The organism is Bradyrhizobium sp. Ses1, from assembly GCF_059512365.1.
The window spans coordinates 165,355-190,360 of sequence record NZ_JCAMOQ010000013.1; the positions used below are offsets into that span (position 1 = coordinate 165,355).

Here is a 25,006-nt window from a genome sequence, read left to right on the forward strand (position 1 = left end):
GGCGTGCGTTGGTATACTCGGACTCAACAACTTGGCTCAACCGAACGGGTTCACGTCAAACGCAAGACGCTGGTCCACAGCGCAATTTCTATCGACGCTGTGAAGCGACTGGATTCACGCAGCAATCATCGCGGGTGATCTGAAGGTCAGCTTTGGAAAGCGAGTTCGGCGCGCCCGCTTTAGACTGGCGGATCAGGAGGTATGAGCGGGTAGGTGGGACGCGCGAGGAGTGCGACAACACCGCTCGCCTAGCCGTTCCGATCGTTGGTATTTTATATCCCAGATTCGAAGAAGCTGCGTCTCAGGCTGCCGCTGTTCGCAGCCGGCTGTAGCCTTCCTGAATCGCGGACCAGAAAAGGGCAACGAGCCCGAGGATCATGATGGTGCTGACCAGCCCATTTGAGAAAAATACCGCGAGCGAGCCTTGCGATCCGAGCAGCGATTGCCGGAATGCCTCCTCCGCCTTGTCGCCGAGCACAATGGCCAGCACCAAGGGGGCGAGAGGATAGTTGCACTTCTTGAGCAGATAGCCGAGCACGCCGAAGACCAGCATCAGCATCACGTCGAATGTGCTGTTGTGAACCGAATAGGCGCCGATTGCGCAGAGCACCAGAATAAGGGGCGCAATGATGCTGAACGGCACGCGAAGGATCGCGGCGAATATCGGCACGCAGGTGAGCACGACGAGCAGGCCTGCGAGATTGCCGAGATACATCGAGGCGATCAGACCCCAGACGAATTCCTTCTGCTCGACAAATAGCATGGGGCCGGGCTGCAGGCCCCAGATCAACAGGCCGCCGAGAAGAACAGCCGCCGTCGGAGATCCCGGCACTCCGAGCGATAGCATTGGCAGCAATGCCGAGGTGCCGGCGGCGTGAGCTGCCGTCTCCGGCGCGATCACGCCCTCGATTTCTCCCTTGCCGAAATTCTTGCCGTTCCTCGCCAGCCGCTTGGCGATGCCGTAGCTCATGAAGGATGCCGGCGTTGCTCCGGCCGGCGTGACACCCATCCAGCACCCGATCAGGCACGAGCGCAATGACGTCACCCAATATGCGGGCAGCTCTTTCCAGGTTTGCAGCACCACGCGCAGATTGATTTTCGCGTTGCCGCCGCGGAAGCTCAATCCTTCCTCCATTGTCAGAAGGATCTCGCCGATACCGAAGAGGCCGATGACGGCGATCAGAAAATCGAACCCGTTGAGCAATTCGGTGATCCCGAACGTCAATCGCAACTGCCCTGTGATCGAATCGAGGCCGACGGCCGCAAGCGCGAAACCGATCATCATCGCGGCGATGGTCTTGAAAGGCGGCTCCTTGCTCAGCCCGACAAAGCTGCAAAACGCGAGGAAGTACACAGCGAATTTTTCCGCAGGACCAAATCGCAGCGCGAAGCTTGCGACCAGCGGCGCAACCAGCGTGATCATGGCGACAGCGAACAGTGCGCCCACGAACGAGGAGGTGAAGGCTGCCGTCAACGCTTCGCCAGGCTTGCCCTGCTGTGCCATCGGATAGCCATCGAACGTCGTTGCCACCGACCAGGGTTCACCGGGTATGTTGAACAGGATCGAGGTGATGGCCCCACCGAACAATGCGCCCCAGTAGATGCAGGATAGCATGATGATCGCCGATGTCGGCGGCATGCTGAAGGTCAGCGGCAAGAGGATCGCAACGCCGTTTGCGCCGCCGAGCCCGGGAAGCACGCCAATGATCACCCCGAGCATGATGCCCACGACCATCAGCATCATGTTGTAGGGCTGCAGGGCTACGGCGAAGCCGTGAAAAAGATTGGCGAGTTCTTCCATTTCGATACGTCCTGCAATAGCGAACGGCTTCTATAGGCCGAGCCATTCCTCGATAGGGCCTTTGGGAAGGGGAACGAGGAACCAGCGTTCGAAGACAAGATAGGTGATGATGGGCATGCCGAACGCCACCGCAGCCGTCGGGAGCCATCGGTAGCCGCCAAGCCACCGCATGAACCAGCCGATGAAAATGATCGAGGCGACATAGAGCCCGACAAAGGGCATCGAACCGACATAGATCGCGGTGGGCACGACCACGCTCATCACCTGGCGAAGTTGTCCCCACTCCGCGAACAATCGGTCGTCATGGTCGCGCAGCGCGCTCCAGAGATTGATGGCGCTCGCTGCGACGATGGAGATTCCAATGTAGAAGGGAAAGAAACCCGCGCGCGGGCCTTCCGCGCCCCAACTGATGCCCGCCTTCACGCTGCCGATGATCACGATGATGCCGAAGGCTGCAATCAGCAGCGTCATACCGGTTTCCATCGTCTTGTGTGTCGGGCCGGCAGCGTCTGATCTACGCGCAGTCATAGAGCCTCCAGGCTGAACCGTGATCTCGGGACAGAGCTTCGGTTCTGATGGAATCAGAACCGAAGCTCTAGATTCTTGTTTTGACGCGTTTTCTTCACGCGAACCGGTCTCCACTTCGCTCGAAAACGCTCTAGAAATCGAGGGGCACGCTCGTGCGAGCGTGGTTGATATCGCCGGATCAATTCGCCGAGGCGAGGAAGCCAGCCTCTTTCATCAATACCTCGTGGCGCTTTTGCTCCGCCTCGACCCACTTGGCGTAGTCGGCCCCGGTCAGGAAAGTGGTGTTGAATGCGCCGCTCTTCATGAAATCCTGCCATTCAGGCGTGGCGCGCACCTTCTTGAACAGTTCGACGTAATATTCGATGTGATCCTTGGTCGCCTTCGGCGGCATGAAGATGCCGCGCAACATCAGATACTCCATCTCGAGACCCTGCGATTTGCAGGTCGGAATATCCTTCCAGCTCTTGCCGTCGGCGATCGGCTCGTCATAGGCCATCGGCTGGGCGTCGAAGACGCAGAGCGGACGGAGCTTGCCGCCGCGCCATTGCGCGACCGCTTCGATCGGATTGTTGACGGTCGAATCGACGTGGTTGCCGACGAGCTGAACGGCGACTTCGCCGCCGCCCTTGTAGGGGATGTAGGTGAACTTGGTGTCGATCGCCTTCTCGACGGCGACCGTGATGATCTGGTCCTCCTGCTTCGAGCCGGTGCCTCCCATTTTGAACGTGCCGGCCGGCGCTTTCTTTACGGCGTCAACATATTCGCCGACCTTGTTGTAGGATTTCTCGGCATTCACCCAGAGCACGAATTCGTCGAGCGCCAGCATTGCGACGGGGGTCATATCCTTCCAGTTGAAGGGAATCCCGGTTGCCAGTGGCGTCGTGAAAAGGTTCGACAATGTAATGATGATCTTGTGGGGATTGCCCGATGAGCTCTTCACATCGAGAAAGCCTTCACCGCCGGCGCCACCCGCCTTGTTGATGACGACCATCGGCTGCTTCATCAGGTTGTGCTTGGTGACGATGCCCTGGATCGTGCGCGCCATCTGATCGGCACCGCCGCCTGTGCCGGCGGGTACGATGAACTCGACCGGACGAACCGGCTCCCAGGCGGCGGAGGCCGCGGTACCGCTCGCGCACAACGCTGCGACGGCTGCCAATGCAACATGCAGAATGGAATGCTTCATCTGGTGTCCTCCCTGTCGAACTTTGAACGCGCCGCTCTTTGTCGGCTTGCGAGCAACCCGTCTCGATCACGTGCTTCGGGTCATACGGCGTCTTTCCGGTGATCGATCACCTGTTACGATCGTGCTGCCGATTGGAACTGTATGAGGGCTGTTCAGGCGCGGCATCCGCTTCTTTCGAATAATGCTCGATCCCCTGGAGGAGCCGGGAAGGTTAGATCGCCCTTGGCCTCTTGCGCCGGACTGACGCCCTCAGGCTGGTTGTTGTCGGCTAGCGTACTACTCTAAGGTATGCGACATACCAGCTTGCAAACAATCGGCGCGGTGGACCACTTTCCGAGCTACTTTGTCGCAGTTGGGCCGTCACCGGTCATTCCGGAAGAAAAAGAAATGGCCCCGGAGCAGGGGCCATTCGTTCAAAGAAAATGTGGTTCTCGGCGGCGCTACCTCGACGGCGTTGGCGCCGGAATTGGCATCGCTGCGAAGCCTTAGAGGCCGAAGCGCGGCAAGTCGCCGTTGCGGATCGAGATCTCGGCGCTCTTCATCAGCAGCCGATCGATCGTGGCCAGCAAACGTCCCCACAGCGAGGTCGGGGCCGAAATCGCGATGGAAGCAGTCTTGGACATGATGTCCCCTTCTGAAGTTGCAGCGGAACTACCGCTTCGTGATCTGGGGACAATCTATGTATACCAGATGCCAGCAACAACGCATTTGTTTGCATAGCAGCATCCGTCTTTTGCAATGCAGCATAGATCAGTTATCAGGCATCCCAAATGGCAAAAAGACCGCCGGGGGTTCCCGGCGGCCTATGTTTCCAGCTTGATGGCCTTCTTACTCGGCCGCCTGCTTCTGCGGCGGGTCGAGTGCGCCGGAGTCGTGGATCTCGGCGACCTGGTGATCGCTGAAGCCCAGCACCTGGCGCAGAACCTCGTCGGTGTGCTCGCCGAGCAGCGGCGAGCGGAGCACCTCGCTCGGGCTGTCCGAGAGCTTGATCGGGTTGCCGACCGACAGATACTTGCCGCGGGTGGGGTGGTCGACCTCGACCACGGTGCCGGTCGCGCGCAGCGACTGGTCCTCGGCGAGTTCCTTCATCGACAGGATCGGGCCGCAGGGGATGTCGTATTGGTTGAGGATCTCCATCGCCTCGAACTTGGTCTTGGTCGTGGTCCACTGCTCGATGCGGGCGAAGATCTCGTTCAGCCGCGGCAGACGGGCCGGCGGCTTGGCATAGTTCGGATCGGTCTTCCAGGTGGGCTCGCCGATCACGTCGCAGATCTTCTCCCAGACCGGCGCCTGCGTGATGAAGTAGATGTAGGCGTTGGGATCGGTCTCCCAGCCCTTGCACTTCAGGATGCGCCCGGGCTGGCCGCCGCCGGAATCATTGCCGGCGCGCGGCACGGCGTCGCCGAACGGAATGCCTTCGCCGAACTGGCTGTATTCCTTGAGCGGGCCATGCGCGAGGCGCTGCTGGTCGCGCAGCTTGACGCGGCAGAGGTTGAGCACGCCGTCCTGCATCGCAGCGGTGACCCGCTGGCCCTTGCCGCTCTTGGTGCGGTGGAACAGGGCGGTGACGATGCCGAGCGCCAGATGCAGCCCGGTGCCGCTGTCGCCGATCTGCGCGCCGGTGACGAGCGGCACGTCGTCGCGGAAGCCGGTGGTCGAGGCTGCGCCGCCGGTGCACTGCGCGACGTTCTCATAGACCTTGCAGTCTTCATACGGACCGGGGCCAAAGCCCTTGATCGAGGCCACGATCATCTGCGGGTTGATCTGTTGGATCTTCTCCCAGGGAAAGCCCATGCGGTCGAGCACGCCGGGGCCGAAATTCTCCACCAGCACGTCGCACTTCTTGATCAGCGCGGTCAGGACTTCCTTGCCCTTCGGGTTCTTGGTGTCGAGCGTGATCGAGCGCTTGTTGTGGTTGAGCATGGTGAAATACAGGCTGTCCACGTTCGGGACGTCCTGCAACTGGCCACGCGTGATGTCGCCGACGCCGGGGCGCTCGACCTTGATCACGTCGGCGCCGAACCAGGCCAGGAGCTGGGTGCAGGTCGGTCCCGACTGGACATGGGTGAAATCGAGAATGCGAACGCCCGTGAGCGCCTTAGTCATCTGTCCTCTCCTTGTTACTACCTGTTGCTGTCATGCCCGAGAAGGCGGGCATCCAGTAATCACCGTCGATTCAGTCGGGCTCAGTGTTCGCCTCACGATAGCTCGGCGGCTACTGGATTCCCCGCTTTCGCGGGGAATGACGCCGTTCAGTTGATCCGTCACTTCTTCTTCAGAACGCTCTGCGGATTGAGATTGCCGATGCGGCCGCTCTCCGAACCCGCCGCCGGATCGATCACCGCGTTGATCAGCGTCGGCTTGCCGGAGTCCATCGCCGCATTGACGGCACGCTTCAATTCATCCGGCGAGGTCGCGTTGACGCCGACGCCGCCGAACGCCTCAATCATCTTGTCGTAGCGCGCGCCCTTCACGAACACCGTGGTGGCGGGATCGGCGCCGGCCGAATTGGTGTCGGTGCCGCGATAGATGCCGTCATTGTTGAAGACCACGACGCAGACCGGCAAGTCGTAGCGGCAGATGGTCTCGATCTCCATGCCCGAAAAACCAAAGGCGCTGTCGCCTTCCACCGCGAGCACCGGCTTGCCGGTCTCGATGGCGGCTGCGATCGCATAGCCCATGCCGATGCCCATCACGCCCCAGGTGCCGACATCGAGCCGCTTGCGCGGCTGGTACATGTCGATGACGCCACGGGCGAGGTCGAGCGTGTTGGCGCCTTCGTTGACGAGGATGGCGTCGGGCCGCTCCTTGATGACGGTGCGGAGCACGCCGAGCGCGCCGTGATAATCCATCGGCGAGGCATTGCTCATCAGCTTCGGCGCCATCTTGGCGACGTTCTCGTCGCGCTTGGCGTTGACTTTTGTAGTCCAGTCGGCGGGCGCCACCGGCCAGTTGCCGCCCATGCCCTCGAGCAAAGCAGTGACGCAGGAGCCGACATCGCCGACCAGGGGAGCTGCGATCTCGACGTTGGAATCCATCTCCTTCGGCTCGATATCGACCTGGATGAATTTCTTCGGCGCGTCGCCCCAGGTCTTGCCCTTGCCATGCGAGAGCAGCCAGTTGAGGCGGGCGCCGATCAGCATCACCACGTCGGCATCCTTCAACACCGTCGAGCGGGCGGCGCCTGCGGATTGCGGATGCGTGTCGGGCAGCAGGCCTTTGGCCATGCTCATCTGCAGGAACGGCGCGCCGCTCTTCTCGACGAAGCTGCGGATCGCGTCATCGGACTGCGCGTAGGCCGCGCCCTTGCCGAGGATGATCAGCGGACGCTTGGCGCCCTTGAGCACGTCGAGCGCGCGGTTGACCGCCGACGGGGCAGGGATCTGCGCCGGCGCCGCATCAATCACCTTCACCAGCGACTTCTGGCCGGCTTCGGCGTTCATCACCTGCGAGAACAGTTTTGCCGGCAGGTCGAGATAGACGCCGCCGGGACGGCCGGACACCGCGGCACGGATCGCACGGGCAAAGCCGATGCCGATATCCTGCGCATGCAGCACGCGGAACGCCGCCTTGCAGAGCGGCTTGGCGATCGCGAGCTGGTCCATTTCCTCATAGTCGCCCTGCTGCAGGTCGACGATCTCGCGCTCCGAGGAACCGGAGACCAGGATCATCGGGAAGCAGTTGGTGGTGGCGTGCGCGAGCGCGGTGAGGCCGTTGAGGAAGCCGGGCGCCGACACGGTCAGGCAGACGCCGGGTTTCTTGGTCAGGAAGCCGGCGATCGCCGCCGCGTAGCCCGCGTTCTGCTCATGGCGGAACGACAACACGCGAATGCCCGCCGCCTGCGCCATGCGGCCGAGATCCGTGATCGGAATGCCCGGCACGCCGTAGACGGTGTCGATGCCATTCAGCTTCAGCGCGTCGATGACGAGATGGAATCCGTCCGTCAGCTCTTGTTCCGTGCCCGGTGCTTCAGTCGTCTTGGTGGCAGTATTTAGCATGGGCCTGGTCTCCCTCTGGCTTTTCTGGTTCGGACGAGTTCGTCGTCTTCTGAGTGACGCTTTAAGTGAAAAGTTCTCGTTAAGTGAACAGTTCTTGGCCGTGCGCTTCGACGTAAGCAGCAAGGCCAAGCGTGTGGTCGCGCGCGCGCTTTTCCGCGAGCTCGGTGTCGCGCGCCTCGAGCGCCTCGATGATGCCGAGATGCTCGGGTAGCGATGTCGCGGTGCGATCCTTCCGCCCGATCGTGAGCTGCCGGTAGCCGCGCACATGCAACAGGATGTCGTTGGTCATATCGACCAGGACCTGATTCTCGGACAGCGAGATCAGCGCCTGATGGAAGGCGATGTTGGCCTTGGAATATTCCTCGATGTGATCTTCCGGCCGGCGGTCGCTGTTGAAATCCTTGAAGTAGTCGCGCAGCGCCGTGATGTCCTTCTTGCGCGCGGTGGTCGTGATCAACCGTGCGGCCATGCTCTCGAGCGCGGCCCAGGCGCGGATCATGTCGACGATCTCGGTCTTGGTGCGGCGGACCACGACGATGCCGCGGCGCGGCACGGTTTTGACGAAACCGTCCTGCTCGAGCATGGCGATCGCTTCGCGGATCGGGGTGCGGCTGACGCCGAGGCGCTCGGACAACGCGCGCTCGTCGAGCATCACCGGCTCGGGCGTCGTATAGATGTCCATCTTGAGAATAGCTTCCTTCAAGGCCTCATAAGCCTTGTTCTTGAAGCTCGTCTCTGGCGCGATCCTGACGATCGCAATATCTGCCTCAGCCATAGCAGGCGGTGCCTTGGTTTCCTTAGGTGTTGCCACGACTCGTCTCCTCCGTTTCGGAGACGTCTTCTTAGCAGAAGAAATACCATCAGGTTTTTGGCATGCCAAATACCAGAATGTCAAGTTGCCATTGTTTTCTGCATCAGGCGAGAGAAGACCGGCTTGACTTTTTGGCTTCTGGCATACCAAATGCCATCAAATTTGTCCTGGGAGGAAGCCGATGTCAAATTCAAAGGATGCAGTCCGCAAGGTTCTCGATGCGGTCAAAGCGGACAAGCGCACGAGCCTGACGGCGCCGGAGGGCAAATTGGTCTGCGATGCCTACGGGATCCCGGTCCCGAAGGAGGACGTCGCCAAGTCGGCGTCCGAGGCGGCGCGGATCGCGTCCGGCATGGGCTTCCCGGTGGTGATGAAGATCGTCTCGCCGGACATTCTCCACAAGACCGAGGCCGGCGGCGTCGTGGTCGGCGTCAAGACCGCGGCTGACGCCGAGAAAACCTTTGAGACGATTCTCGCCAACGCCAAGAAATACAAGGCCGACGCCAAGATCGAGGGCGTGCAGGTCCAGCAGATGCTGGGCGGCGGCACCGAGGTGATCATCGGCTCGATCACCGATGGCTCGTTCGGCAAGCTGGTCGCCTTCGGCCTCGGCGGTGTGCTGGTCGAAGTGCTGAAGGACATCACCTTCCGCCTCGCGCCGGCGACCAAGGAAGACGCGCTGTCGATGCTCGACGGCATCCAGGCGCATGAGATGCTGAAGGGCGTGCGCGGCGGCGATCCCGTCAACCGCGAGGCGCTCGCAGACGTCATCGTCAAGGTGTCGCGGCTGGTCAGCGATTTCCCCGAAATCGTCGAGCTCGACCTCAATCCGGTGTTCGCCACCAAGAAGGATGCGATCGCCGCCGACGTGCGTATCGTCGTCGATTTCGACTACAAGCCGCGCCCGGCGCCGCGACCCACCGAGGAAATCGTCGCCGCGATGAACCGCATTATGCAGCCGAAGGCGGTCGCCGTGATCGGCGCCTCCGCCGAAGACGGCAAGATCGGCAACTCAGTGATGAAGAACCTCATCAACGGCGGCTACAAGGGCGAGATCTATCCGATCCACCCGAAGGCGCCCGAGATCCTCGGCTACAAGGCCTACAAGAGCGTCAAGGATGTGCCCGGGGTGATCGATGTCGCCGTGTTCGCGATCCCCGCGAAATTCGTCGCCGGTGCGCTCGCCGAATGCGGCGAGAAGAAAATTCCCGGCGCCGTACTGATCCCGTCCGGCTTTGCCGAAGCCGGCGCGCCTGAATTGCAGGCCGAGATCGTCGAGGTCGGCAAGAAGTACGATATCCGCCTGATGGGGCCGAACATCTACGGCTTCTATTATACGCCGGCCAATCTGTGCGCGACCTTCTGCACGGCCTACGACGTCAAGGGCCATGCGGCATTGTCATCGCAGTCCGGCGGCATCGGCATGGCGATCATCGGCTTCTCGCGTTCGGCGAAGATGGGCGTTTCCGCGATCGTCGGCCTCGGCAACAAGTCCGATATCGACGAGGACGATCTGCTCGCCTTCTTCGAGCAGGACCCGAACACCAATTTGATCGCGCAGCACTGTGAAGACCTGAAGGACGGCCGCGCCTTTGCCGAAGCCGCCAAGCGGGTCTCAAAGAAGAAGCCGGTGATCGTGCTGAAGGCCGGCCGTACCTCGGCGGGCGCCAAGGCTGCATCGTCGCACACCGGCGCGCTCGCCGGCAACGACAAGATCTATGAGGACGTGTTCAAGCAGTCCGGCGTGATCCGCGCCCGCAGCTTGCGACAACTGCTCGAATTCGCCCGCGGCGTGCCGGTGCTGCCGACGCCCAAGGGTGAGAACGTGCTGATCATCACCGGCGCCGGCGGCTCGGGCGTGCTGCTGTCCGACTCCGTGGTCGACAATGGCCTGTCGCTGATGCAGATGCCGCCGGACCTCGATGCTGCCTTCCGCAAGTTCATCCCGCCGTTCGGCGCCGCCGGCAATCCCGTCGACATCACCGGTGGTGAGCCGCCGATCACCTATGTCAACACGGTGAAGCTCGGTCTGTCCGATGATCGCATCCACGCGCTGATCCTCGGCTACTGGCACACGATCGTGACGCCGCCAATGGTGTTCGCGCGCAACATGGTCGAAGTGAAGAAGGAGATGGAGGCCAAGGGCTTCGTGAAGCCGATGGTGGCCTCGCTCGCCGGCGACGTCGAGGTCGAGGAGGCTGCCGAATATCTCTACCAGCACGGCATTCCGGCCTATGCCTATTCGACCGAACTGCCTGTCGAGGTGTTAGGGGCCAAGTACAAATGGGCGCGTGGCGCGGGCCTGCTGTAACGAATGTGAAAACGCCGCTTCGGAGAAATCCGGAGCGGCATTTCGGTCCAGGGACCGAACAAACTGGCCAATCCGATAGCGAACGCGTCTTCCGCAAGGGCTGAAGCAGGTCGCGATGAAGAGGGACGTGATCCGGCGCAAGGCGCTTGCGCCGAAATCCACCGCCGACGATTACGAAAGCCGCGACGGCGGCGTACAATCCGTCGACCGCGCGCTCTCGATCATCGAGACGCTCGCCGAAGACGACGAAGGCTACCGCCTGAGCGATCTTGCGATCCGCACGGGGCTGTCGACCTCGACCGTGCACCGTCTGCTGGCAACGCTCGAAAGCCGCCGCTTCGTGCAATTCGACCGCACCGAATCGAAATGGCATGTCGGCGCCCGCAGCTTCACCGTCGGTGCCACCTTTGCGAGGCGCCGCAACTTCACCGCCCAGGCAGTTCCCTATTTGCGCAAACTGCGCGACCTCACGCGTGAGACCGCCAACCTCGCCGTGGTCGACGACGAGTTCATCGTCGTGCTCACCCGCATGGAGAGCCGCGAGATCATGCGTTCGCTGACCAAGGTCGGCGGTCGCGTGGCGATGGTTGCCTCCGGCGTCGGCAAGGCGGTGCTGGCGACATATTCGGATGAGGACGTCAGCGCGATCATCCGCCATCATGGCATGCCGCGCCTGACCGAGAAGACGATCACGCGGCCGAGCGACCTGTTCAGGGAACTCGAACGTGTCCGCCGCCAAGGCTACGCCGTCGACGACGAGGAGGCCTGCATGGGGCTGCGCTGCATCGCCGCCGTCGTCTACAACGATTGCAGCGAGCCGCTCGCGGCGATCTCGGTATCAGGCATGACCAGCCGCCTGACCGACGATAGGCTGGCCGGACTCGGCCAGACCGTGCGCGAGGTGGCCGCCGAGCTGACAGTTGCGCTCGGTGGCGTGATGCCTGCGACGAAGCCTGACTGATCGTTCAGCCGTCATGACGCCGACGCCGCCCTGCAGCGCGACGCGTGCATTTGGCGGAGGGCCCAAATCCATTAGAGTGGGCGGCAACGGGCCAGTGGACCGGTTGCTTCCCTGGCCGCGAGAAAATGCCGGGGAGAAACCATGGGTCGGAAGATAGCGATCGTTGGGGCTGGTGCCGTCGGCGGGTATGTCGGTGCCCATATGGTGCAGGCGGGCGAGGACGTGACCTTCATCGATCCCTGGCCTGAGCACATCGACCACATGAGGAAGCACGGACTGCGCGTCACCCACGCAAGGGACGTCGCGGAATTCTCGGTTCGCGTGCGCGCGCTGCACGTCACCGACGCGCAGCAGCTCGCCAAGGAGAAGCCGGTCGACATCGCCTTCGTCTGCATGAAATCCTACGACACGGCCTGGGCCACCATGCTGGTCCAGCAGTATCTGGCGCCGGACGGCTATGTCGTGTCGCTGCAGAACTGCATGAATGAAGAGACGATTGCCGGCATCGTCGGCTGGGGCAAGACGCTCGGATGCATTGCCAGCAGCATCACGGTCAACCTGCCTGAGCCCGGCCATATCCACCGAGGCGCCGGCAAGGGCGGGGCGGCGCACACTGTATTTCGCGCCGGTGAAGTGCACGGCCGTATCACGGCGCGGGCGGAAGAAATCTGCCGACTGGTGGGCTACTCCGACAGCGCCAAAGTCACCGGCAATCTGTGGGGCGAACGCTGGTCGAAACTGGTCGCCAATGTCATGGGCAATGGGCTCTCGGCCTGCACGGGTCTGCCGGGCGGAGACATGTTGCAGAGCGAACCGATCCGCCGTTTCTCCACCCGGCTCGGCAGCGAAGCGATCCGCGTCGGCCAGGCGCTCGGCTATCAATTGGAGGAGATCCTGCACCTGCCGCCCGAGACGATCGCGCGTGCCGGAGAGGGCGACGAGACGGCAATGCGCGTCTGCGACGAGCAGCGCTTCAAGGACGGCAAGCGCACTTCATCCGAGCAGCGTCCCTCGATGGGACAAGACATGCAGAAAGGCCGGCGCACCGAAATCGAATTCCTCAACGGTTTCGTGGTGCGCGAGGGCGAGAAGATCGGCTTGTCCTGCACGGCCAATGCCGTGCTGACCGACCTCGTCAAGCGCGTGGAGCGCAATGAGCTGAGCCCGGATCCGCGGCACATCACGGAGCTGCGATTGAACTGAGCCGATTTGTTCACCTAGATGTGCTTGCGAGAGCAGAACAGGGTTGACGTCTGAACTGGCGGGTGGAGCGGACGAACTCCGTTCCGCTGAATCGCACAATGGCTGACTGGAGACACTGCGATACGGAATCTCAGCATTCGTGCGCGACACCCTGAGAGGGAAAAATGCGCTGGCTGCAAAAAGGCAGCACGTGCTCGAATCGAAGGCAGCAAGAAGCTCATCCTGACGGAACGCACGCTCAACGGCGCAATTTCTTGCGCACTTATGCCGTCGCGTTTGGCACGGTGGTTGCTTGAAGTGCATGGTGGACAGGAGACACCATGTCATCGCCCAAAGTGCAACTTCGTTTGAACGGCATCCGTAAGAGCTTTCCTGGAAAGGAAGCAGCGACGCAGGTTCTCGACGGCTTAACCTTCGATATCCATGAGCGTGATTTCGTCAGCATCATTGGCCCGAGCGGCTGTGGCAAGACGACGGTGTTCAATATTATCGCCGGCCTCGTGGATCCCGATGATGGCGTCATGCTCTATCGCGGCCAGGAAGTGGAAAGCTTGCGCGGCCGCGTGGGCTATATGATGCAAAAGGACTTACTTTTTCCTTGGCGTACGGTGCTGGACAACGTTCTGCTCGGCCTTGAGACCAAGGGCGTCGATCCAAAACGGGCTCTGGATACCGCGAGAGAATATCTCAGCACGTTCGGTCTTTCCGGCTTTGAGAACTCATATCCCAAGATGCTGTCCGGCGGCATGCGTCAGCGCGTGGCCTTGATCCGCACTCTCGTGCTCGATCCCGACATCCTGCTCCTCGATGAGCCGTTCTCGGCGCTCGACTATCAGACGAGGCTGTATCTCGAGGGCATTCTGATGGAGGCGGTGGAAACCTTTCACAAGACCGTGATCCTCGTGACCCATGACATCGATGAGGCAGTGGCGCTTTCCAAACGCGTGGTGGTGCTCAGTCAACGTCCGGCGCGCGTGAAGGCCGTTCACGACATCGCGCTGAACGAACATTCGCCGATCGCGGCGCGAAGCGATCCTCGCTTCTCCGGTTATTTCCACACGCTCTGCGCGGAGCTCGATATCCAGACCAGGAAGAGTGCATGACGGAAACGGCTCAACTTGTAAAAACCGCGGCGCCCGCTCGCCGACGCGAGAAAAAGCGCCGCAACGTGTTCGATTCCCTTATCGGACGAAGCGCGCTTCAGATCCTTGCCGTCGTCGGTTTCTTCCTGCTGTGGGAAGCGGCGGTGCGATGGGGATGGTTGTCGGGCTTCCTCGTTGGTCAGCCGAGCGGCGTTCTGCGCAACCTCATCGGCTCCATCGCGAACGGCTCTCTTTTCACTGACACCGGTTACACAATATTCGAGGCAATCCTGGGATTTGCCTTCGGTACCGTGATCGGTTCGGTCATCGGCCTTGCGCTGTGGTACTCGGTGTTCGTGGCGCGGCTGGTGGAACCGTTCATCGCGGCCATCAACTCGGTGCCGAAAATCGCGCTGGCGCCGATCATCATCCTGTGGTTCGGCACCGGCTTGCTATCGAAGGTCGCGCTCGCGATCTCGCTCACCTCCATCGTCGCTCTCATCACCGCCTACCAGGCGGCAAAGGACGCGGACAAAGATCTCCAGGCGCTGCTTTTCTCCATGGGCGCGTCCAAGCAGCAGATCTTCAAGCGGGTGATCGCGCCCTCTACCTTACCCGCGATCATCGCCACCTTTCGGATCAATATCGGCTTCGCCCTGGTGGGCGCGGTCGTGGGGGAATTCATCTCTTCCCAGCATGGTCTCGGCCACGTCATCTACGTGGCCTCGAGTCTTTATGATCTCAATACGGTGTGGGCCGGCCTGTTCACGCTGATGCTCGTTGGCTTTCTTTTCTACCACTTGGTCGAGGTCATCGAGAACTGGCTGCTTCCCTGGAAGCAACAGCAGGGCGGCACGCAGATCAACGTTTGATCTTCTTTCAGGAGACTTCTAAAATGAGACGGCGAATTCCGAAATTGAGCACTCTTTCCGTTGCCCTCGCTCTTGCGCTCGGCATAGCCGCAGCAGGGCCGGCTTCCGCCGAGATGAAGAAGGCGACCATTTCTCAGGCGTTTCAATCGCTGCTATATCTGCCGCTCTATGTCGGCATGAACGAGGGCTTTTTCGAGAAGCAGGGGCTTGATCTCAACAAGGAAAGCGCCGGCTCCGGAAGCGTTGCTCTCTCGGCCGTGATCTCCAAGAGTGCGCAATTCTCGCTTCATGGACCCGAATGGACAGCCATCGCTGCGTCCAAGGGCGCACCGGTGAACACGATCGCCAACGTCGTGAATGGTGCCGCGGTATGGATCGCCGCCACGCCCGACTTCAAGTTCGACAGTGTGAAAAATCTCAAGGGACAGAAGATCGTGACTGGCCTGATGCCGACCACCAGCACCTCGCTGTTCATCAAGCTGCTGAAGGAAAATGGCATGGATGCCAGCAAGGACGTGGAGATGATCCAGGTTCCGCTCGGCACCGAGCCCGGCCCCTTCGTTGCCGGCCAGGCCAAAGTGGCGGTCATGTACGAGCCCGGCCTCGACCAGGTGGTGGCCAAGGGCATGAAGGTGGTGGTCGGCTTCCCGAAACTGTACGGCGCCTATGCCTTCTCTACCATCACCGCGCGCAACGATGTCGATCCGGACCTTGCCCAGCGGCTGACCAATGGCCTCGAAATGGCGGTGCGTTTCATGCACAAGAACGAGGCGCGCACGGTGGAAATCGCTCAGAAGGAATTCCCGAATCTTGAGCCTGCCGTGGTGGAAGCGGCGGTGAAGCGCATGCTTGCCGACAACGTTTACCCCACCAGTGTCGATATCACGCCCGACGCGCTGAAGCTTGCGCTCGAGACGCAGATCGCGCTCGGCAATCTCGCCGCCCAGCCTGACTACAAGACCTTTGTTCCAAGAACCTATATCGAAAAGGCGATATCCACGAACTGAGCTTTTGCTGATCTTCGTCGCCGACCTTCGTCGCCGCGGCTTCGGGCTGAACCCGGAGCCGTTTGCCTTTAGACCTTTCTCACCTCGGTTACAGGTCCATCCGGAAATGAACTTCGCGCAAGACCACTGTGGGGTCGTCGAAATCGTCCGCATGATCGCGGGGGGCTTGGCACAAGCGCAGAACCTGATTGCGGTCAGCCACGCGCGCGCCGCGGCTGTCGAACCCGACCTTCGCGCCTTCACTTATTTGCCGTCCAAACCGCCGATCGTTTCAGCGGGAAATGGACCACTTGCAGGCGTCGCAATAGGCGTGAAAGATCTCATAGACACGGCCGATATGCCGACCACCTATGGCTCGCCGGTGTATGCGGATCACCAGCCGAATGAGGATGCCTGGGTGGTCAGCCGCCTGAAAGATCTCTCGGCAACAGTTCTCGGCAAGACGGTCACCACCGAATTCGCGTGGCGCGAACCCGGCCCCACCCGCAACCCGTGGAATCCAAGGCATACGCCCGGCGGTTCATCGTCCGGCTCTGCGGCAGCCGTAGCAAGCGGCTCGGTGCAAGCGGCGCTGGGCACGCAGACGCTGGGTTCGATCCTGCGACCTGCCGCCTATTGTGGTGTGGTGGGATTAAAACCCAGCTTTGGCACCATCAGCCTGAAGGGCGTCCATCCGCTCTCTCAGTCCCTGGACCACCTCGGCCTGTTCGCCCGCAGTGTGGATGACGCCGCGTATCTGCTGGCGCTGCTGGCGGGCGGCCCCGGTGCTTCTCCGCAGGCGCCGTTCCAGATTTCTCCTGAAGGCGTCGATCCTTTTCCCGCGCCGCGGATAGCGTGGCTTCGTCCGGCGGCAACGCCGCCCTTGGACGAAAGCCAAAGCACGTTGCTCGCGCAAGTCGCCATTCTCTTCAGAGATGCCGGAGCGATCGTCGAGCCGTTTGCGTTGCCTGCGGAGTTCGAGCAACTGCCGGCGCTCTCCGCTACGCTCTGCGGCGCGGAGGGGGCGGCGAATTTCGGTGATCTGGTCACACGTTTCCCGGACAAGACCAGCGCCCGGCTTCAGGCCCTTGTCGAACGCGGCGCGCCGATTTCCGCGACCGAGTATATTTCCGCCCGCGCCAAGCAGCTTGCGCTGCGCGCCGACTTTACCCGCGCGCTCGCGGGTTTTGACGCTGTTCTCACGACCGCAGCAACTGGCGAAGCGCCGGAAGGATTGTCTGATACGGGCGACCCTGGCCTGTGCGTGCCTTGGACAACTCTCGGGGTTCCGGCGATCGCGTTGCCCGCTGGCATCGGGTCGAACGGCCTGCCCATGGGCATCCAGCTTGTCGCGCCATTCGGCGAAAACCTGAAGCTGCTGCGCATCGCTAAATGGTGCGAAGCCTCGCTCGCTATCAAGAACGGGGGCCAGCGAAGCGAATAGATGCGGTGGTTGGAAGGCGGTATTCGCTTTTGAGTTTGACTTCAGCGCTCTTAAATCACCGTCGTCGAACGAACGAGCTCTCGGCCGGGAGCAAGTAATCTGATGCTCGTCGGTTGCTACTTTTGCTGAATACGGCTCAGATAATCGATAACAGCGAGGATGCGTGTGCGTACGACGACATCCGGGCTTTGCTCCGGCCCGGCCATCTTCCAGCAAGATGGATCAACATAGTGAGGCAAGTTGACAATCGGATTGAATCGTTCCCCCAAATTGGCATTCTTTCCGCTGCTGTCGCATGCTTTCATTCCATCGGCGATCCAATCGTTTGATCTGGCGCGGTTTTTCACTGTTCATTCCGTATCGTGGGAAACAAAATCAGCGTCGTTGAGATTGTCGAGCGCTCCCGTGATCATCGCGCCGATGCAACATCAGCGAGGCGCGAGATGGCGAAGATGCGGGCGGTCGATGCGGCGGTGCGTATTCTGGAGAAGGAAGGGGTCAATTGCGCGTTCGGCGTTCCCGGCGCGGCGATCAATCCGCTCTATTCGGCGCTGAAGAAGCGTGGCTCGATCCGGCATATCCTTGCGCGCCACGTCGAAGGCGCCTCCCACATGGCGGAGGGCTATACCCGCGCCAAATGCGGCAATATCGGCGTCTGCATCGGCACGTCGGGGCCGGCGGGTACCGATATGATCACCGGGCTCTATTCGGCGATCGCCGATTCCATTCCGATCCTCTGCATCACCGGGCAGGCGCCGCGGGCGCGGCTCTACAAGGAGGATTTCCAGGCCATCGACATCGAGTCGATCGCAAAGCCGGTGACGAAATGGGCGGTCACAGTGCGCGAGCCCGGCCTTGTACCCCGCGTGTTCAGCCAGGCGTTTCACCTGATGCGCTCGGGGCGTCCGGGTCCTGTGCTGATCGATCTGCCGCTCGACGTGCAACTCGCCGAGATCGAATTCGACGATGAGACCTATGCGCCGCTGCCGGTCTACAAGCCGACCGCGACGCGCGCGCAGATCGAGCGCGCGCTCGAAATGTTGAACGTGGCCGAGCGGCCGCTGATCGTGGCCGGTGGCGGCGTCATCAATGCCGATGCATCCGAACTGCTGGTGAACTTCGCGGAGACCATTAACGTGCCGGTGGTGCCGACGCTGATGGGCTGGGGCGCAATTCCCGACGATCACGTGTTGATGGCCGGGATGGTCGGGCTGCAGACCAGCCACCGCTACGGCAATGCCACCATGCTGCAATCGGATTTCGTGCTCGGCATCGGCAACCGCTGGGCCAACCGCCACACCGGCTCGATCGAAACTTACACCAAGGGCCGCACCTTCGTGCATGTCGACATCGAGCCGACCCAGATTGGCCGCGTGTTCAACCCGGACCTTGGTATCGTCTCCGACGCCAAGGCAGCGCTTGAGCTATTCGTCAGTGTTGCGAAGGAATGGCGGAAAGCCGGAAAGCTCCGCGAGCGGCAGGCGTGGCCGGCCTCATGCCAAGACCGCAAGCGCACGATGCTGCGCAGGAGTCACTTCGACGATCTCCCGATCAAGCCGCAGCGCGTCTATCAGGAGATGAACCGCGCCTTCGGCCGCGACACCTGCTACGTCACGGTGATCGGACTGTCGCAGATCGCCGGCGCGCAATTCCTGCGCGTTTATCATCCGCGCAACTGGATCAACGCCGGGCAGGCGGGCCCGTTGGGCTGGACGCTCCCCGCCGCGCTCGGCGTGCGCGCCGCTGATCCGGAGCGCGAGATCGTCGCGCTCTCGGGCGACTATGATTTCCAGTTCCTGATCGAGGAGCTCGCTGTGGGCGCGCAGTTCAAATTGCCGTACATCCATGTCGTCGTGAACAATTCCTATCTCGGCCTGATCCGCCAGGCGCAGCGCGGCTTCGACATGGACTACCAGGTGCAATTGTCGTTCGAGAACATCAACGCGCCCGAGATCGGCTCTTACGGCGTCGACCATGTCGCGGTCGCCGAAGGCCTCGGCTGCAAGGCGATCCGTGTCACCGATTCGAACGATGCGCAGGCGGCGTTCGCGACCGCGCGCGAATGGATGGCGAAGTATCGGGTGCCGGTGGTGGTCGAGTTCATCCTCGAGCGTGTCACCAATATCTCGATGGGCACGGAGATCGACAATGTCGTTGAGTTCGAGGAGTCCCTCGATCTGCCGCTGGACGAGGTGCCGCCGCGCGTTGACGCACGTCAGCCCGGCAAATTGTTGCCGGCCGAGTAAGGAGTTTGATTGTGCCGAAATTTGCTGCCAATCTCACGATGCTGTTCGGGGAATTGCCGTTCCTCGAGCGCTTCGTCGCCGCCAAAGCCGCCGGTTTTAATGGCGTCGAATATCTGTTCCCCTATGACTTCGATAGAGCCGAGCTGCGCGAGCAGCTTGATAAGCACGGGTTGATCCAGGTCCTGCACAATCTCCCCGCCGGCGATTGGGCGGCAGGCGAGCGCGGCATCGCGATTTTTTCCGATCGTGTCGAGGAGTTCCGCGACGGTGTCTTCCGCGCCATTGATTACGCCAAGGCGCTCGATTGCCGGCAATTGAACTGCCTGGTCGGTATCGCACCACGCGACGCCGATCCGCTCGAATTGAACGAGGTGCTGGTCAAGAATCTGCGCTTTGCCGCCAACGCGCTCGCCAAGGAGCAAATCAAGCTCCTGGTCGAGCCGATCAACACGCTCGATATCCCCGGCTTCTTCCTGAACCGCACCGAGCAGGCGGCGCAGCTCATCGCCGACGTGGGCTCGAGCAATCTCTTCATCCAGTATGATATCTACCACATGCAGGTGATGGAGGGTGACATCGGCCGTACCGTGCAAAAACACCTGGCGCGCATCGCGCATATTCAGCTCGCTGACAATCCCGGCCGCAACGAGCCGGGCACCGGTGAGATCAACTACCCCTTCCTGTTCCGTCATCTCGACGCGATTGGTTATCGCGGCTGGGTCGGATGCGAATACAAGCCGCGGACGACGACCGTTGACGGCCTCGGCTGGCACGCGGCGCTCACGCTCGTCACCTGATTTGGAGGGGGAATATCGCAATGGCAAAGATTGGATTCATCGGCCTCGGCACCATGGGACGTCCGATGGCGGGTCACCTTCAAGAAGCCGGCCATCGCCTGTTTCTGCATGACGTCGGGCCGATCCCGCCGGAGCTGGTCTCGGGCGGCGGTGTCGTCTGCAAATCGGGCAGGGACGTCGCCCAGGAAGCGGAAGCCGTCATCATCATGGTGCCGGATACGCCGCATGTGGAGGCGGTGCTGTTCGGCCCCGGCGGTGTCGCCGAAGGACTGTCGAAAGGCAAAATCGTCGTCGACATGAGCTCGATCTCGCCGCTTGCGACGAAGGAATTCGCAAAGAAGATCGAGGCGCTCGGCGCAGACTATCTCGATGCGCCGGTGTCCGGTGGCGAGGTTGGCGCCAAGGCGGCGAGCCTGACCATCATGGTGGGCGGGCCGGAGGCTGCGTTCAACGCGATGAAGCCGGTGTTCGAGAAGATGGGCAAGAACATCACGCGGGTCGGCGGCAACGGCGACGGGCAAACGACGAAGGTCGCCAACCAGATCATCGTTGCGCTGACGATCGGGGCGGTCGGTGAAGCGTTGCTGTTTGCTTCGAAAGCCGGTGCCGACCCCGCGCTGGTGCGGCAAGCGCTGATGGGCGGCTTCGCGTCGTCGCGGATTCTGGAAGTGCATGGCGAACGCATGGTGAAGCGCAATTTCGATCCGGGCTTTCGTATCGAATTGCATCAGAAGGATCTCAACCTCGCGCTCGACGGCGCCCGCGCGCTCGGACTTTCGCTGCCGAGCACGGCGATTGCGCAGCAACTGTTCAATTCCTGCACAGCTCACGGCGGCAAGGCGTGGGACCATTCGGCGATGGTGCGGGTGCTCGAGATGATGGGAGATCACGAGATCGGCGCGGCCTGACGCGCAACGCGGGAACCGGGCCGAAGTTCACCTCGGTTCTCCGCGTTCGCCACCATGGAACCCGGAACAACCCTCATGCAGGGCGGTTGAAGACGCATCGTCAATTTCACTGGAGGAGAATGATGACGAAGCGTCTTGCCATCCCTGTCCTTGCCGCGTCGCTGCTTGCGTCCGGCGCAGCGTTCGCGCAATCCACCACGGTGGAAGGCGCGGCGAATGGCGCCCGCGCGGGCGGCCAGGTCCTGGGTCCTGTGGGCGAGATCGTCGGCGGCACCGTGGGTGCTGCGGTCGGCGCCGGATTGGAAATTCCGAACGCCGTGATCACCTCGATCCCGCGCGACGAGCCGTCGGTCGTGGTGCGTGAGCGCGTCGTGGTCGGCGAGCCGCTGCCGTCCACCGTTGAATTGCGTACGGTGCCGCGGCACACGGAATATCGCTATGCCATCGTCAATGACCGCCGGGTGATCGTCGAGCCACGCACCCGCAGGGTGGTCAAGATCATCGATTAATGAAGACCGACACACACGCACCTTGATCCTCGCGGGCGCTTCGCCTGCGAGGATCGCGTTGTGCCTCTACAACGGCTGCCGCACGCCGAGGCCGAGCATGAAGCGTTCCCTGATCTGCACGGGATCGCGGCGGGTCGTTCCCGTGCCGGGCTTGTCGTCGATGCGCACGCCGATCAATGTCGGTCCGTCCGAGGCGAGCGACTGATCGATCAGGCGCTCGAAGTCATCCTCATCGGCGGCCCAGGAGCTGTTCGGAAGACCGCTCGCCACCGCGATGGCGACAAGATCGGAGGCCGCCGCTGCTGGCGTTGGCTGCGCGCCGGTGATCTGGTAGATGCCGTTGTCCATCACGACCATGGTGAGGTTCTTCGGCGCCAGCGTGGCGATCGTCGAGAGAGAGCCGAGCTGCATCAGGAGCGAGCCGTCTCCCTCCAGCGCGAACACGCGCCGCTCGGGTTGCGCCAGCGCCACCCCTAGCGCGATCGGAAATGCGAGCCCCATGCTTCCGAGCATGTAGAAGTTCTGCGGGCGATGGCCGGCAGCCCAGAGGTCGAAATTAGTATTGCCGATGCCGCCGACCACGGCCTCTTCGTTCCTCAGCTTTTCCACAAGGCGCGAGGTGAGATCGAACCGGTTCATCACCTTGGTGTTGCGGGTAGTCGTCTTGCTTGGCGTGTTCATGGGACCGCTCACTTGTCAAAGACCTTGCCGCCGGTGAGCAGCGGCGAGAGGATCAGCGCCACCGGCGCCTGCGTGGTGACGGCCTGCTTGATCGAGCGGTCGACGATGAACTCGAACTCGTCGAGCCGGGTTGCCGTGTGATGCTCCATCGCAAGCGAGTCGAGCACCGGCCGCATGGTGCGGCAGACCAGCGCCTGACCATAGTTGAATTCGCCGAGCGTGCCGCGCTCGGAGACGAACATGATCACTGGGATCTGGTAGGGGATCGCGAGCGAGGCCAGGACATTCGCAAGCGTCGCAAAACCGGAGGTCTGCATCAGCACCGCACCGCGCACGCCGCCCATCCAGGCACCGGAGACGATTCCGACCGCTTCCTCCTCGCGCGCGGTGGGAAACGTCGTGAAGAAGGGGTCGGCGTGCAGGTTCTTGATCAGCGGCGTCAGCACGCGGTCCGGCACATAGGGCACGAGGCGAACCTCGTTTCGCTTGAGCGTCTGCAGCACGATGCCGTGCCAGCTCTTCTCCGCTGCGGTCTTGAGCGAGCTTTCATCCTCCGCGAGCGCCATCCTTGCTCTCCCTCACATCCCGCGACGCTGCGGCCGCTTTCTTGCGGCAAAACTTCACCCGACCGGCGCGATTGTCAACATGTCGCAGTCGCAACGTGACCTGCGGTTTCCGCTGGTGCGGACACCGGTCCGCCGTGCGATACAGACGGCAACGACAATAAGACGAGAGCAGTGGGAGGAATGTCATGGCCACCCGGTTCAGGCGGGCCGCCATTGCGGCGGTTATGTCCTCCACGGCCGTTTCCAGCCAGGCCCCTTCATATTCCAGGACCCGAACTGAAAGTTGCAGAAGGACATGACCGTCAACAACAAGCGCGTCTTCTACGTCAAATATCTCGCCCACAACATTTATGCGGAAATCCTCAAGGGCCGCCCCGACGTGCGGCTGGACCGGCTGGAGAATGAGAGCCCCGATGAGGTCGCGGCACCCATCCTCGAAGCGGCGCATGCCTACCAGATCGGCGCCGCGCGCGACGAGCTGGCCAGGCACTTCCATGTCGACCAGGATCTGCTCCGCCGTACGCCGAACCTCCTGATCGTCTCCTCCAACGGGGCGGGTTTCGATCCCGTCGACGTCGACGCCTGCACCGCGGCGGGCGTGCTGGTGGTCAATCAATCCGGCGGCAACGCCAATTCCGTCGCCGAGCACGCGCTGGGGATGCTGCTCACTTTGTCGAAGCGGATCATCGAATCCGACCGCGTGCTGCGGCGCCAGCGGGACGTCAACCGCAATGCGCTGATCGGCAACGAGGCGCAGGGCAAGACCATCGGCATCGTCGGTCTCGGCAATGTCGGCCGTCGGATCGCCGAGCTTTGCAGGGGGCTGCTGCACATGAAGGTGATCGCCTACGATCCCTATCTGACCGCCGAGGAGGTGGGCAAGCGGGGAGGCGAGAAGGTCGAACTGGACGAGCTCCTGCGCCGCGCCGACTATGTCTCGATCAGTTGCCCGCTGACGAAGGAGAGCCGCGGCATGATTGGCGGGCGCGAATTCGCGCTGATGCAGCCGCACGCGTTCTTCATCACCACCGCGCGCGGCTTCATCCACGACGAGGACGCGCTGGAGGACGCTCTGCGCAACAAGCGCATCGCCGGCGCCGGCCTCGACGTCTGGGCCAAGGAACCACCGCCGCCGGAGCATCCGCTGCTGCAGTTCGACAATGTGCTTGCCAGTCCGCATACGGCCGGCGTCACCGTGGAGGCGCGCGAGAACATGGGCCGGATCGCCGCCGAACAGGTCCTGGACGCGCTCGACGGCAGGCGGCCGCCGCGGATTATCAATCCGGAGGTCTGGCCAGTTTACGCCAGGCGGTTTGAGCGGGCGTTCGGGTTCGCGCCGAACTAGGGACGTTGCTGATTGGTCAAATCCACTGCCGAATGCGCAGCCGAGCACGGTACGGAACCGGCGGCTGCCAGGCGACCGGTGTTTAGCAACTCGCGATTGGACCCATCATTTTTGATTTTCCTCAATTCACTTTTCCAGGATGCTATTATTCAAAAAACCGACGCTACCCGTCTAGTACCTCTACACAGAGGTTTTGACTGATTGGTTTGGGATTTCCAAGACGGGGAGCTGTTCAGGAGGGACCAGCACTTCGATGCTGCGCGGCGAGCCGGGCTGGCGCCTGATGAGGCCCGCGCGTTCGAGGGTCAACACCATCTGGTGGACGGAAGGCGGGGACACGCCGAAGTGCCGTTGCATTTCCCATTCGGCAGGTGGCCGGCGATGCACGCGCGTGTAGGCGTCGATGAAGGCCAGGTACTGGCCCTGCTTGGGCGTGAAGGCTTTTGCAGAATGACTCACCTTGGCCATCCGATTCAGCTGTTCGTCAGTGCCTCGACAGGCGGAGGCACGGATGAATGTACGCTATCGGGTCGAACTCAGCCAAACCGAGCGCACGGAGCTGCTGGCGCTTCTGAGCGGCGGCAAGCACGCGGCGCGCAAGCTCAAGCGGGCGCAGATATTGCTCGCCGCGGACGCAGGGGTCAGCGACGCGGAGATCGTCCGTAGCGTCGGCGTCGGCGGGTCCACGGTTTATCGCACCAAACGGCGTTTTGTCCTCGGCAATCTGGAGGCGGCGCTCAGCGAGGAGCCGCGGCCCGGGTCGGAACGCAA

The 25,006-nt window shown here is 62.0% G+C and carries 24 protein-coding genes; 13 read left to right on the top strand and 11 right to left on the bottom strand.

Annotated features, from left to right (window positions below):
- Positions 1 to 301 precede the first annotated feature (301 nt).
- The 7 genes from AC5ZG5_RS17920 to AC5ZG5_RS17950 all read right to left on the bottom strand — a co-directional run bounded on the left by AC5ZG5_RS17920 (position 302) and on the right by AC5ZG5_RS17950 (position 8,288).
- Positions 302 to 1,801, bottom strand: a complete 1,500-nt coding sequence (locus AC5ZG5_RS17920; protein WP_456645033.1) for a tripartite tricarboxylate transporter permease — start codon at positions 1,799 to 1,801, stop codon at positions 302 to 304.
- 30 nt (positions 1,802 to 1,831) lie between these two features.
- Positions 1,832 to 2,329, bottom strand: a complete 498-nt coding sequence (locus AC5ZG5_RS17925) for a tripartite tricarboxylate transporter TctB family protein (RefSeq protein ID WP_130227140.1) — start codon at positions 2,327 to 2,329, stop codon at positions 1,832 to 1,834.
- A 178-nt stretch (positions 2,330 to 2,507) separates the two neighbouring features.
- Positions 2,508 to 3,515 (bottom strand): Bug family tripartite tricarboxylate transporter substrate binding protein, encoded by a 1,008-nt coding sequence (locus AC5ZG5_RS17930; protein WP_456645032.1) that lies wholly within the window; start codon positions 3,513 to 3,515, stop codon positions 2,508 to 2,510.
- Positions 3,516 to 4,000: 485 nt separating this feature from the next.
- Positions 4,001 to 4,138, bottom strand: a complete 138-nt coding sequence (locus AC5ZG5_RS17935; protein WP_225708511.1) for a hypothetical protein — start codon at positions 4,136 to 4,138, stop codon at positions 4,001 to 4,003.
- A gap of 205 nt (positions 4,139 to 4,343) precedes the next feature.
- Positions 4,344 to 5,621: a formyl-CoA transferase gene (gene frc, locus AC5ZG5_RS17940; RefSeq protein WP_028167402.1), complete on the bottom strand. Its 1,278-nt coding sequence runs from the start codon at positions 5,619 to 5,621 to the stop codon at positions 4,344 to 4,346.
- A gap of 158 nt (positions 5,622 to 5,779) precedes the next feature.
- Positions 5,780 to 7,513 (bottom strand): oxalyl-CoA decarboxylase, encoded by a 1,734-nt coding sequence (oxc, locus tag AC5ZG5_RS17945; protein WP_456645031.1) that lies wholly within the window; start codon positions 7,511 to 7,513, stop codon positions 5,780 to 5,782.
- A gap of 79 nt (positions 7,514 to 7,592) precedes the next feature.
- On the bottom strand, positions 7,593 to 8,288 hold the full coding sequence (locus AC5ZG5_RS17950) for a GntR family transcriptional regulator (protein ID WP_456645071.1): 696 nt from the start codon (positions 8,286 to 8,288) through the stop codon (positions 7,593 to 7,595).
- 217 nt (positions 8,289 to 8,505) lie between these two features.
- Between AC5ZG5_RS17950 and AC5ZG5_RS17955 the strand changes: the two genes are divergently transcribed.
- The 7 genes from AC5ZG5_RS17955 (at position 8,506) to AC5ZG5_RS17985 (ending at position 17,183) form a co-directional block, all read left to right on the top strand.
- A complete protein-coding gene (locus tag AC5ZG5_RS17955; protein ID WP_028167405.1) occupies positions 8,506 to 10,635 on the top strand; it encodes an acetate--CoA ligase family protein in 2,130 nt (709 codons plus the stop codon).
- A gap of 115 nt (positions 10,636 to 10,750) precedes the next feature.
- A complete protein-coding gene (locus tag AC5ZG5_RS17960; RefSeq protein WP_456645030.1) occupies positions 10,751 to 11,596 on the top strand; it encodes an IclR family transcriptional regulator in 846 nt (281 codons plus the stop codon).
- Positions 11,597 to 11,737: 141 nt separating this feature from the next.
- Positions 11,738 to 12,799 carry a ketopantoate reductase family protein gene (locus AC5ZG5_RS17965; protein ID WP_456645029.1) on the top strand — a complete coding sequence of 354 codons (1,062 nt, stop codon included), beginning with the start codon at positions 11,738 to 11,740 and terminating at the stop codon, positions 12,797 to 12,799.
- Between the two features lie 320 nt (positions 12,800 to 13,119).
- Positions 13,120 to 13,902 (top strand): ABC transporter ATP-binding protein, encoded by a 783-nt coding sequence (locus tag AC5ZG5_RS17970; protein WP_130227145.1) that lies wholly within the window; start codon positions 13,120 to 13,122, stop codon positions 13,900 to 13,902.
- A complete protein-coding gene (locus tag AC5ZG5_RS17975) occupies positions 13,899 to 14,753 on the top strand; it encodes an ABC transporter permease (RefSeq protein ID WP_028167409.1) in 855 nt (284 codons plus the stop codon). The genes AC5ZG5_RS17970 and AC5ZG5_RS17975 overlap by 4 nt, the downstream gene beginning before the upstream one ends.
- 23 nt (positions 14,754 to 14,776) lie before the next feature.
- Positions 14,777 to 15,760, top strand: a complete 984-nt coding sequence (locus tag AC5ZG5_RS17980) for an ABC transporter substrate-binding protein (protein WP_456645028.1) — start codon at positions 14,777 to 14,779, stop codon at positions 15,758 to 15,760.
- Positions 15,761 to 15,764: 4 nt separating this feature from the next.
- On the top strand, positions 15,765 to 17,183 hold the full coding sequence (locus tag AC5ZG5_RS17985; protein WP_456645027.1) for an amidase: 1,419 nt from the start codon (positions 15,765 to 15,767) through the stop codon (positions 17,181 to 17,183).
- 116 nt (positions 17,184 to 17,299) lie between these two features.
- Here AC5ZG5_RS17985 and AC5ZG5_RS17990 read toward each other — a convergent pair whose 3' ends face one another.
- Positions 17,300 to 17,530, bottom strand: a complete 231-nt coding sequence (locus tag AC5ZG5_RS17990) for a hypothetical protein (protein ID WP_130227149.1) — start codon at positions 17,528 to 17,530, stop codon at positions 17,300 to 17,302.
- Between the two features lie 96 nt (positions 17,531 to 17,626).
- On the opposite strand from AC5ZG5_RS17990, the gene gcl reads away from it, so the two are divergent.
- The 4 genes from gcl to AC5ZG5_RS18010 all read left to right on the top strand — a co-directional run bounded on the left by gcl (position 17,627) and on the right by AC5ZG5_RS18010 (position 21,643).
- Complete coding sequence (gene gcl, locus AC5ZG5_RS17995; protein WP_456645026.1) at positions 17,627 to 19,429, top strand: glyoxylate carboligase; 1,803 nt, start codon at positions 17,627 to 17,629, stop codon at positions 19,427 to 19,429.
- Between the two features lie 11 nt (positions 19,430 to 19,440).
- Positions 19,441 to 20,226 (top strand): hydroxypyruvate isomerase, encoded by a 786-nt coding sequence (hyi, locus tag AC5ZG5_RS18000; protein ID WP_456645025.1) that lies wholly within the window; start codon positions 19,441 to 19,443, stop codon positions 20,224 to 20,226.
- A gap of 20 nt (positions 20,227 to 20,246) precedes the next feature.
- A complete protein-coding gene (locus AC5ZG5_RS18005; RefSeq protein ID WP_456645024.1) occupies positions 20,247 to 21,134 on the top strand; it encodes a 2-hydroxy-3-oxopropionate reductase in 888 nt (295 codons plus the stop codon).
- Positions 21,135 to 21,256: 122 nt separating this feature from the next.
- On the top strand, positions 21,257 to 21,643 hold the full coding sequence (locus AC5ZG5_RS18010) for a DUF1236 domain-containing protein (RefSeq protein WP_456645023.1): 387 nt from the start codon (positions 21,257 to 21,259) through the stop codon (positions 21,641 to 21,643).
- Positions 21,644 to 21,709: 66 nt separating this feature from the next.
- Here AC5ZG5_RS18010 and AC5ZG5_RS18015 read toward each other — a convergent pair whose 3' ends face one another.
- Together AC5ZG5_RS18015 and AC5ZG5_RS18020 are read right to left on the bottom strand one after the other, a co-directional pair.
- Positions 21,710 to 22,324, bottom strand: coding sequence for a thiamine pyrophosphate-dependent enzyme (locus AC5ZG5_RS18015; RefSeq protein ID WP_456645022.1), 615 nt, complete (start codon positions 22,322 to 22,324; stop codon positions 21,710 to 21,712).
- Positions 22,325 to 22,332: 8 nt separating this feature from the next.
- Positions 22,333 to 22,890: a thiamine pyrophosphate-binding protein gene (locus AC5ZG5_RS18020; protein ID WP_028167417.1), complete on the bottom strand. Its 558-nt coding sequence runs from the start codon at positions 22,888 to 22,890 to the stop codon at positions 22,333 to 22,335.
- Between the two features lie 295 nt (positions 22,891 to 23,185).
- Here AC5ZG5_RS18020 and AC5ZG5_RS18025 point away from each other — a divergent pair, with 295 nt between their 5' ends.
- A complete protein-coding gene (locus AC5ZG5_RS18025) occupies positions 23,186 to 24,235 on the top strand; it encodes a hydroxyacid dehydrogenase (protein ID WP_456645021.1) in 1,050 nt (349 codons plus the stop codon).
- Positions 24,236 to 24,415: 180 nt separating this feature from the next.
- Here the strand turns inward: AC5ZG5_RS18025 and AC5ZG5_RS18030 are convergent, their stop codons facing one another.
- Positions 24,416 to 24,703, bottom strand: a complete 288-nt coding sequence (locus AC5ZG5_RS18030; RefSeq protein WP_456671228.1) for a LexA family protein — start codon at positions 24,701 to 24,703, stop codon at positions 24,416 to 24,418.
- Between the two features lie 43 nt (positions 24,704 to 24,746).
- Between AC5ZG5_RS18030 and AC5ZG5_RS18035 the strand changes: the two genes are divergently transcribed.
- The coding region (locus tag AC5ZG5_RS18035; RefSeq protein WP_496165456.1) for a helix-turn-helix domain-containing protein at positions 24,747 to 25,006 on the top strand (260 nt) is incomplete at its 3' end.

What these genes read in the sequence shown, in the direction of transcription:
- AC5ZG5_RS17920 (WP_456645033.1), bottom strand. Translation starts at nt 1,801, where the DNA reads ATGGAAGAACTCGCCAATCTTTTTCACGGCTTCGCCGTAGCCCTGCAG.
- AC5ZG5_RS17925 (WP_130227140.1), bottom strand. Translation starts at nt 2,329, where the DNA reads ATGACTGCGCGTAGATCAGACGCTGCCGGCCCGACACACAAGACGATG.
- AC5ZG5_RS17930 (WP_456645032.1), bottom strand. Translation starts at nt 3,515, where the DNA reads ATGAAGCATTCCATTCTGCATGTTGCATTGGCAGCCGTCGCAGCGTTG.
- AC5ZG5_RS17935 (WP_225708511.1), bottom strand. Translation starts at nt 4,138, where the DNA reads ATGTCCAAGACTGCTTCCATCGCGATTTCGGCCCCGACCTCGCTGTGG.
- frc (WP_028167402.1), bottom strand. Translation starts at nt 5,621, where the DNA reads ATGACTAAGGCGCTCACGGGCGTTCGCATTCTCGATTTCACCCATGTC.
- oxc (WP_456645031.1), bottom strand. Translation starts at nt 7,513, where the DNA reads ATGCTAAATACTGCCACCAAGACGACTGAAGCACCGGGCACGGAACAA.
- AC5ZG5_RS17950 (WP_456645071.1), bottom strand. Translation starts at nt 8,288, where the DNA reads ATGGCTGAGGCAGATATTGCGATCGTCAGGATCGCGCCAGAGACGAGC.
- AC5ZG5_RS17955 (WP_028167405.1), top strand. Translation starts at nt 8,506, where the DNA reads ATGTCAAATTCAAAGGATGCAGTCCGCAAGGTTCTCGATGCGGTCAAA.
- AC5ZG5_RS17960 (WP_456645030.1), top strand. Translation starts at nt 10,751, where the DNA reads ATGAAGAGGGACGTGATCCGGCGCAAGGCGCTTGCGCCGAAATCCACC.
- AC5ZG5_RS17965 (WP_456645029.1), top strand. Translation starts at nt 11,738, where the DNA reads ATGGGTCGGAAGATAGCGATCGTTGGGGCTGGTGCCGTCGGCGGGTAT.
- AC5ZG5_RS17970 (WP_130227145.1), top strand. Translation starts at nt 13,120, where the DNA reads ATGTCATCGCCCAAAGTGCAACTTCGTTTGAACGGCATCCGTAAGAGC.
- AC5ZG5_RS17975 (WP_028167409.1), top strand. Translation starts at nt 13,899, where the DNA reads ATGACGGAAACGGCTCAACTTGTAAAAACCGCGGCGCCCGCTCGCCGA.
- AC5ZG5_RS17980 (WP_456645028.1), top strand. Translation starts at nt 14,777, where the DNA reads ATGAGACGGCGAATTCCGAAATTGAGCACTCTTTCCGTTGCCCTCGCT.
- gcl (WP_456645026.1), top strand. Translation starts at nt 17,627, where the DNA reads ATGGCGAAGATGCGGGCGGTCGATGCGGCGGTGCGTATTCTGGAGAAG.
- AC5ZG5_RS18005 (WP_456645024.1), top strand. Translation starts at nt 20,247, where the DNA reads ATGGCAAAGATTGGATTCATCGGCCTCGGCACCATGGGACGTCCGATG.
- AC5ZG5_RS18010 (WP_456645023.1), top strand. Translation starts at nt 21,257, where the DNA reads ATGACGAAGCGTCTTGCCATCCCTGTCCTTGCCGCGTCGCTGCTTGCG.
- AC5ZG5_RS18015 (WP_456645022.1), bottom strand. Translation starts at nt 22,324, where the DNA reads ATGAACACGCCAAGCAAGACGACTACCCGCAACACCAAGGTGATGAAC.
- AC5ZG5_RS18020 (WP_028167417.1), bottom strand. Translation starts at nt 22,890, where the DNA reads ATGGCGCTCGCGGAGGATGAAAGCTCGCTCAAGACCGCAGCGGAGAAG.
- AC5ZG5_RS18025 (WP_456645021.1), top strand. Translation starts at nt 23,186, where the DNA reads ATGACCGTCAACAACAAGCGCGTCTTCTACGTCAAATATCTCGCCCAC.
- AC5ZG5_RS18030 (WP_456671228.1), bottom strand. Translation starts at nt 24,703, where the DNA reads ATGGCCAAGGTGAGTCATTCTGCAAAAGCCTTCACGCCCAAGCAGGGC.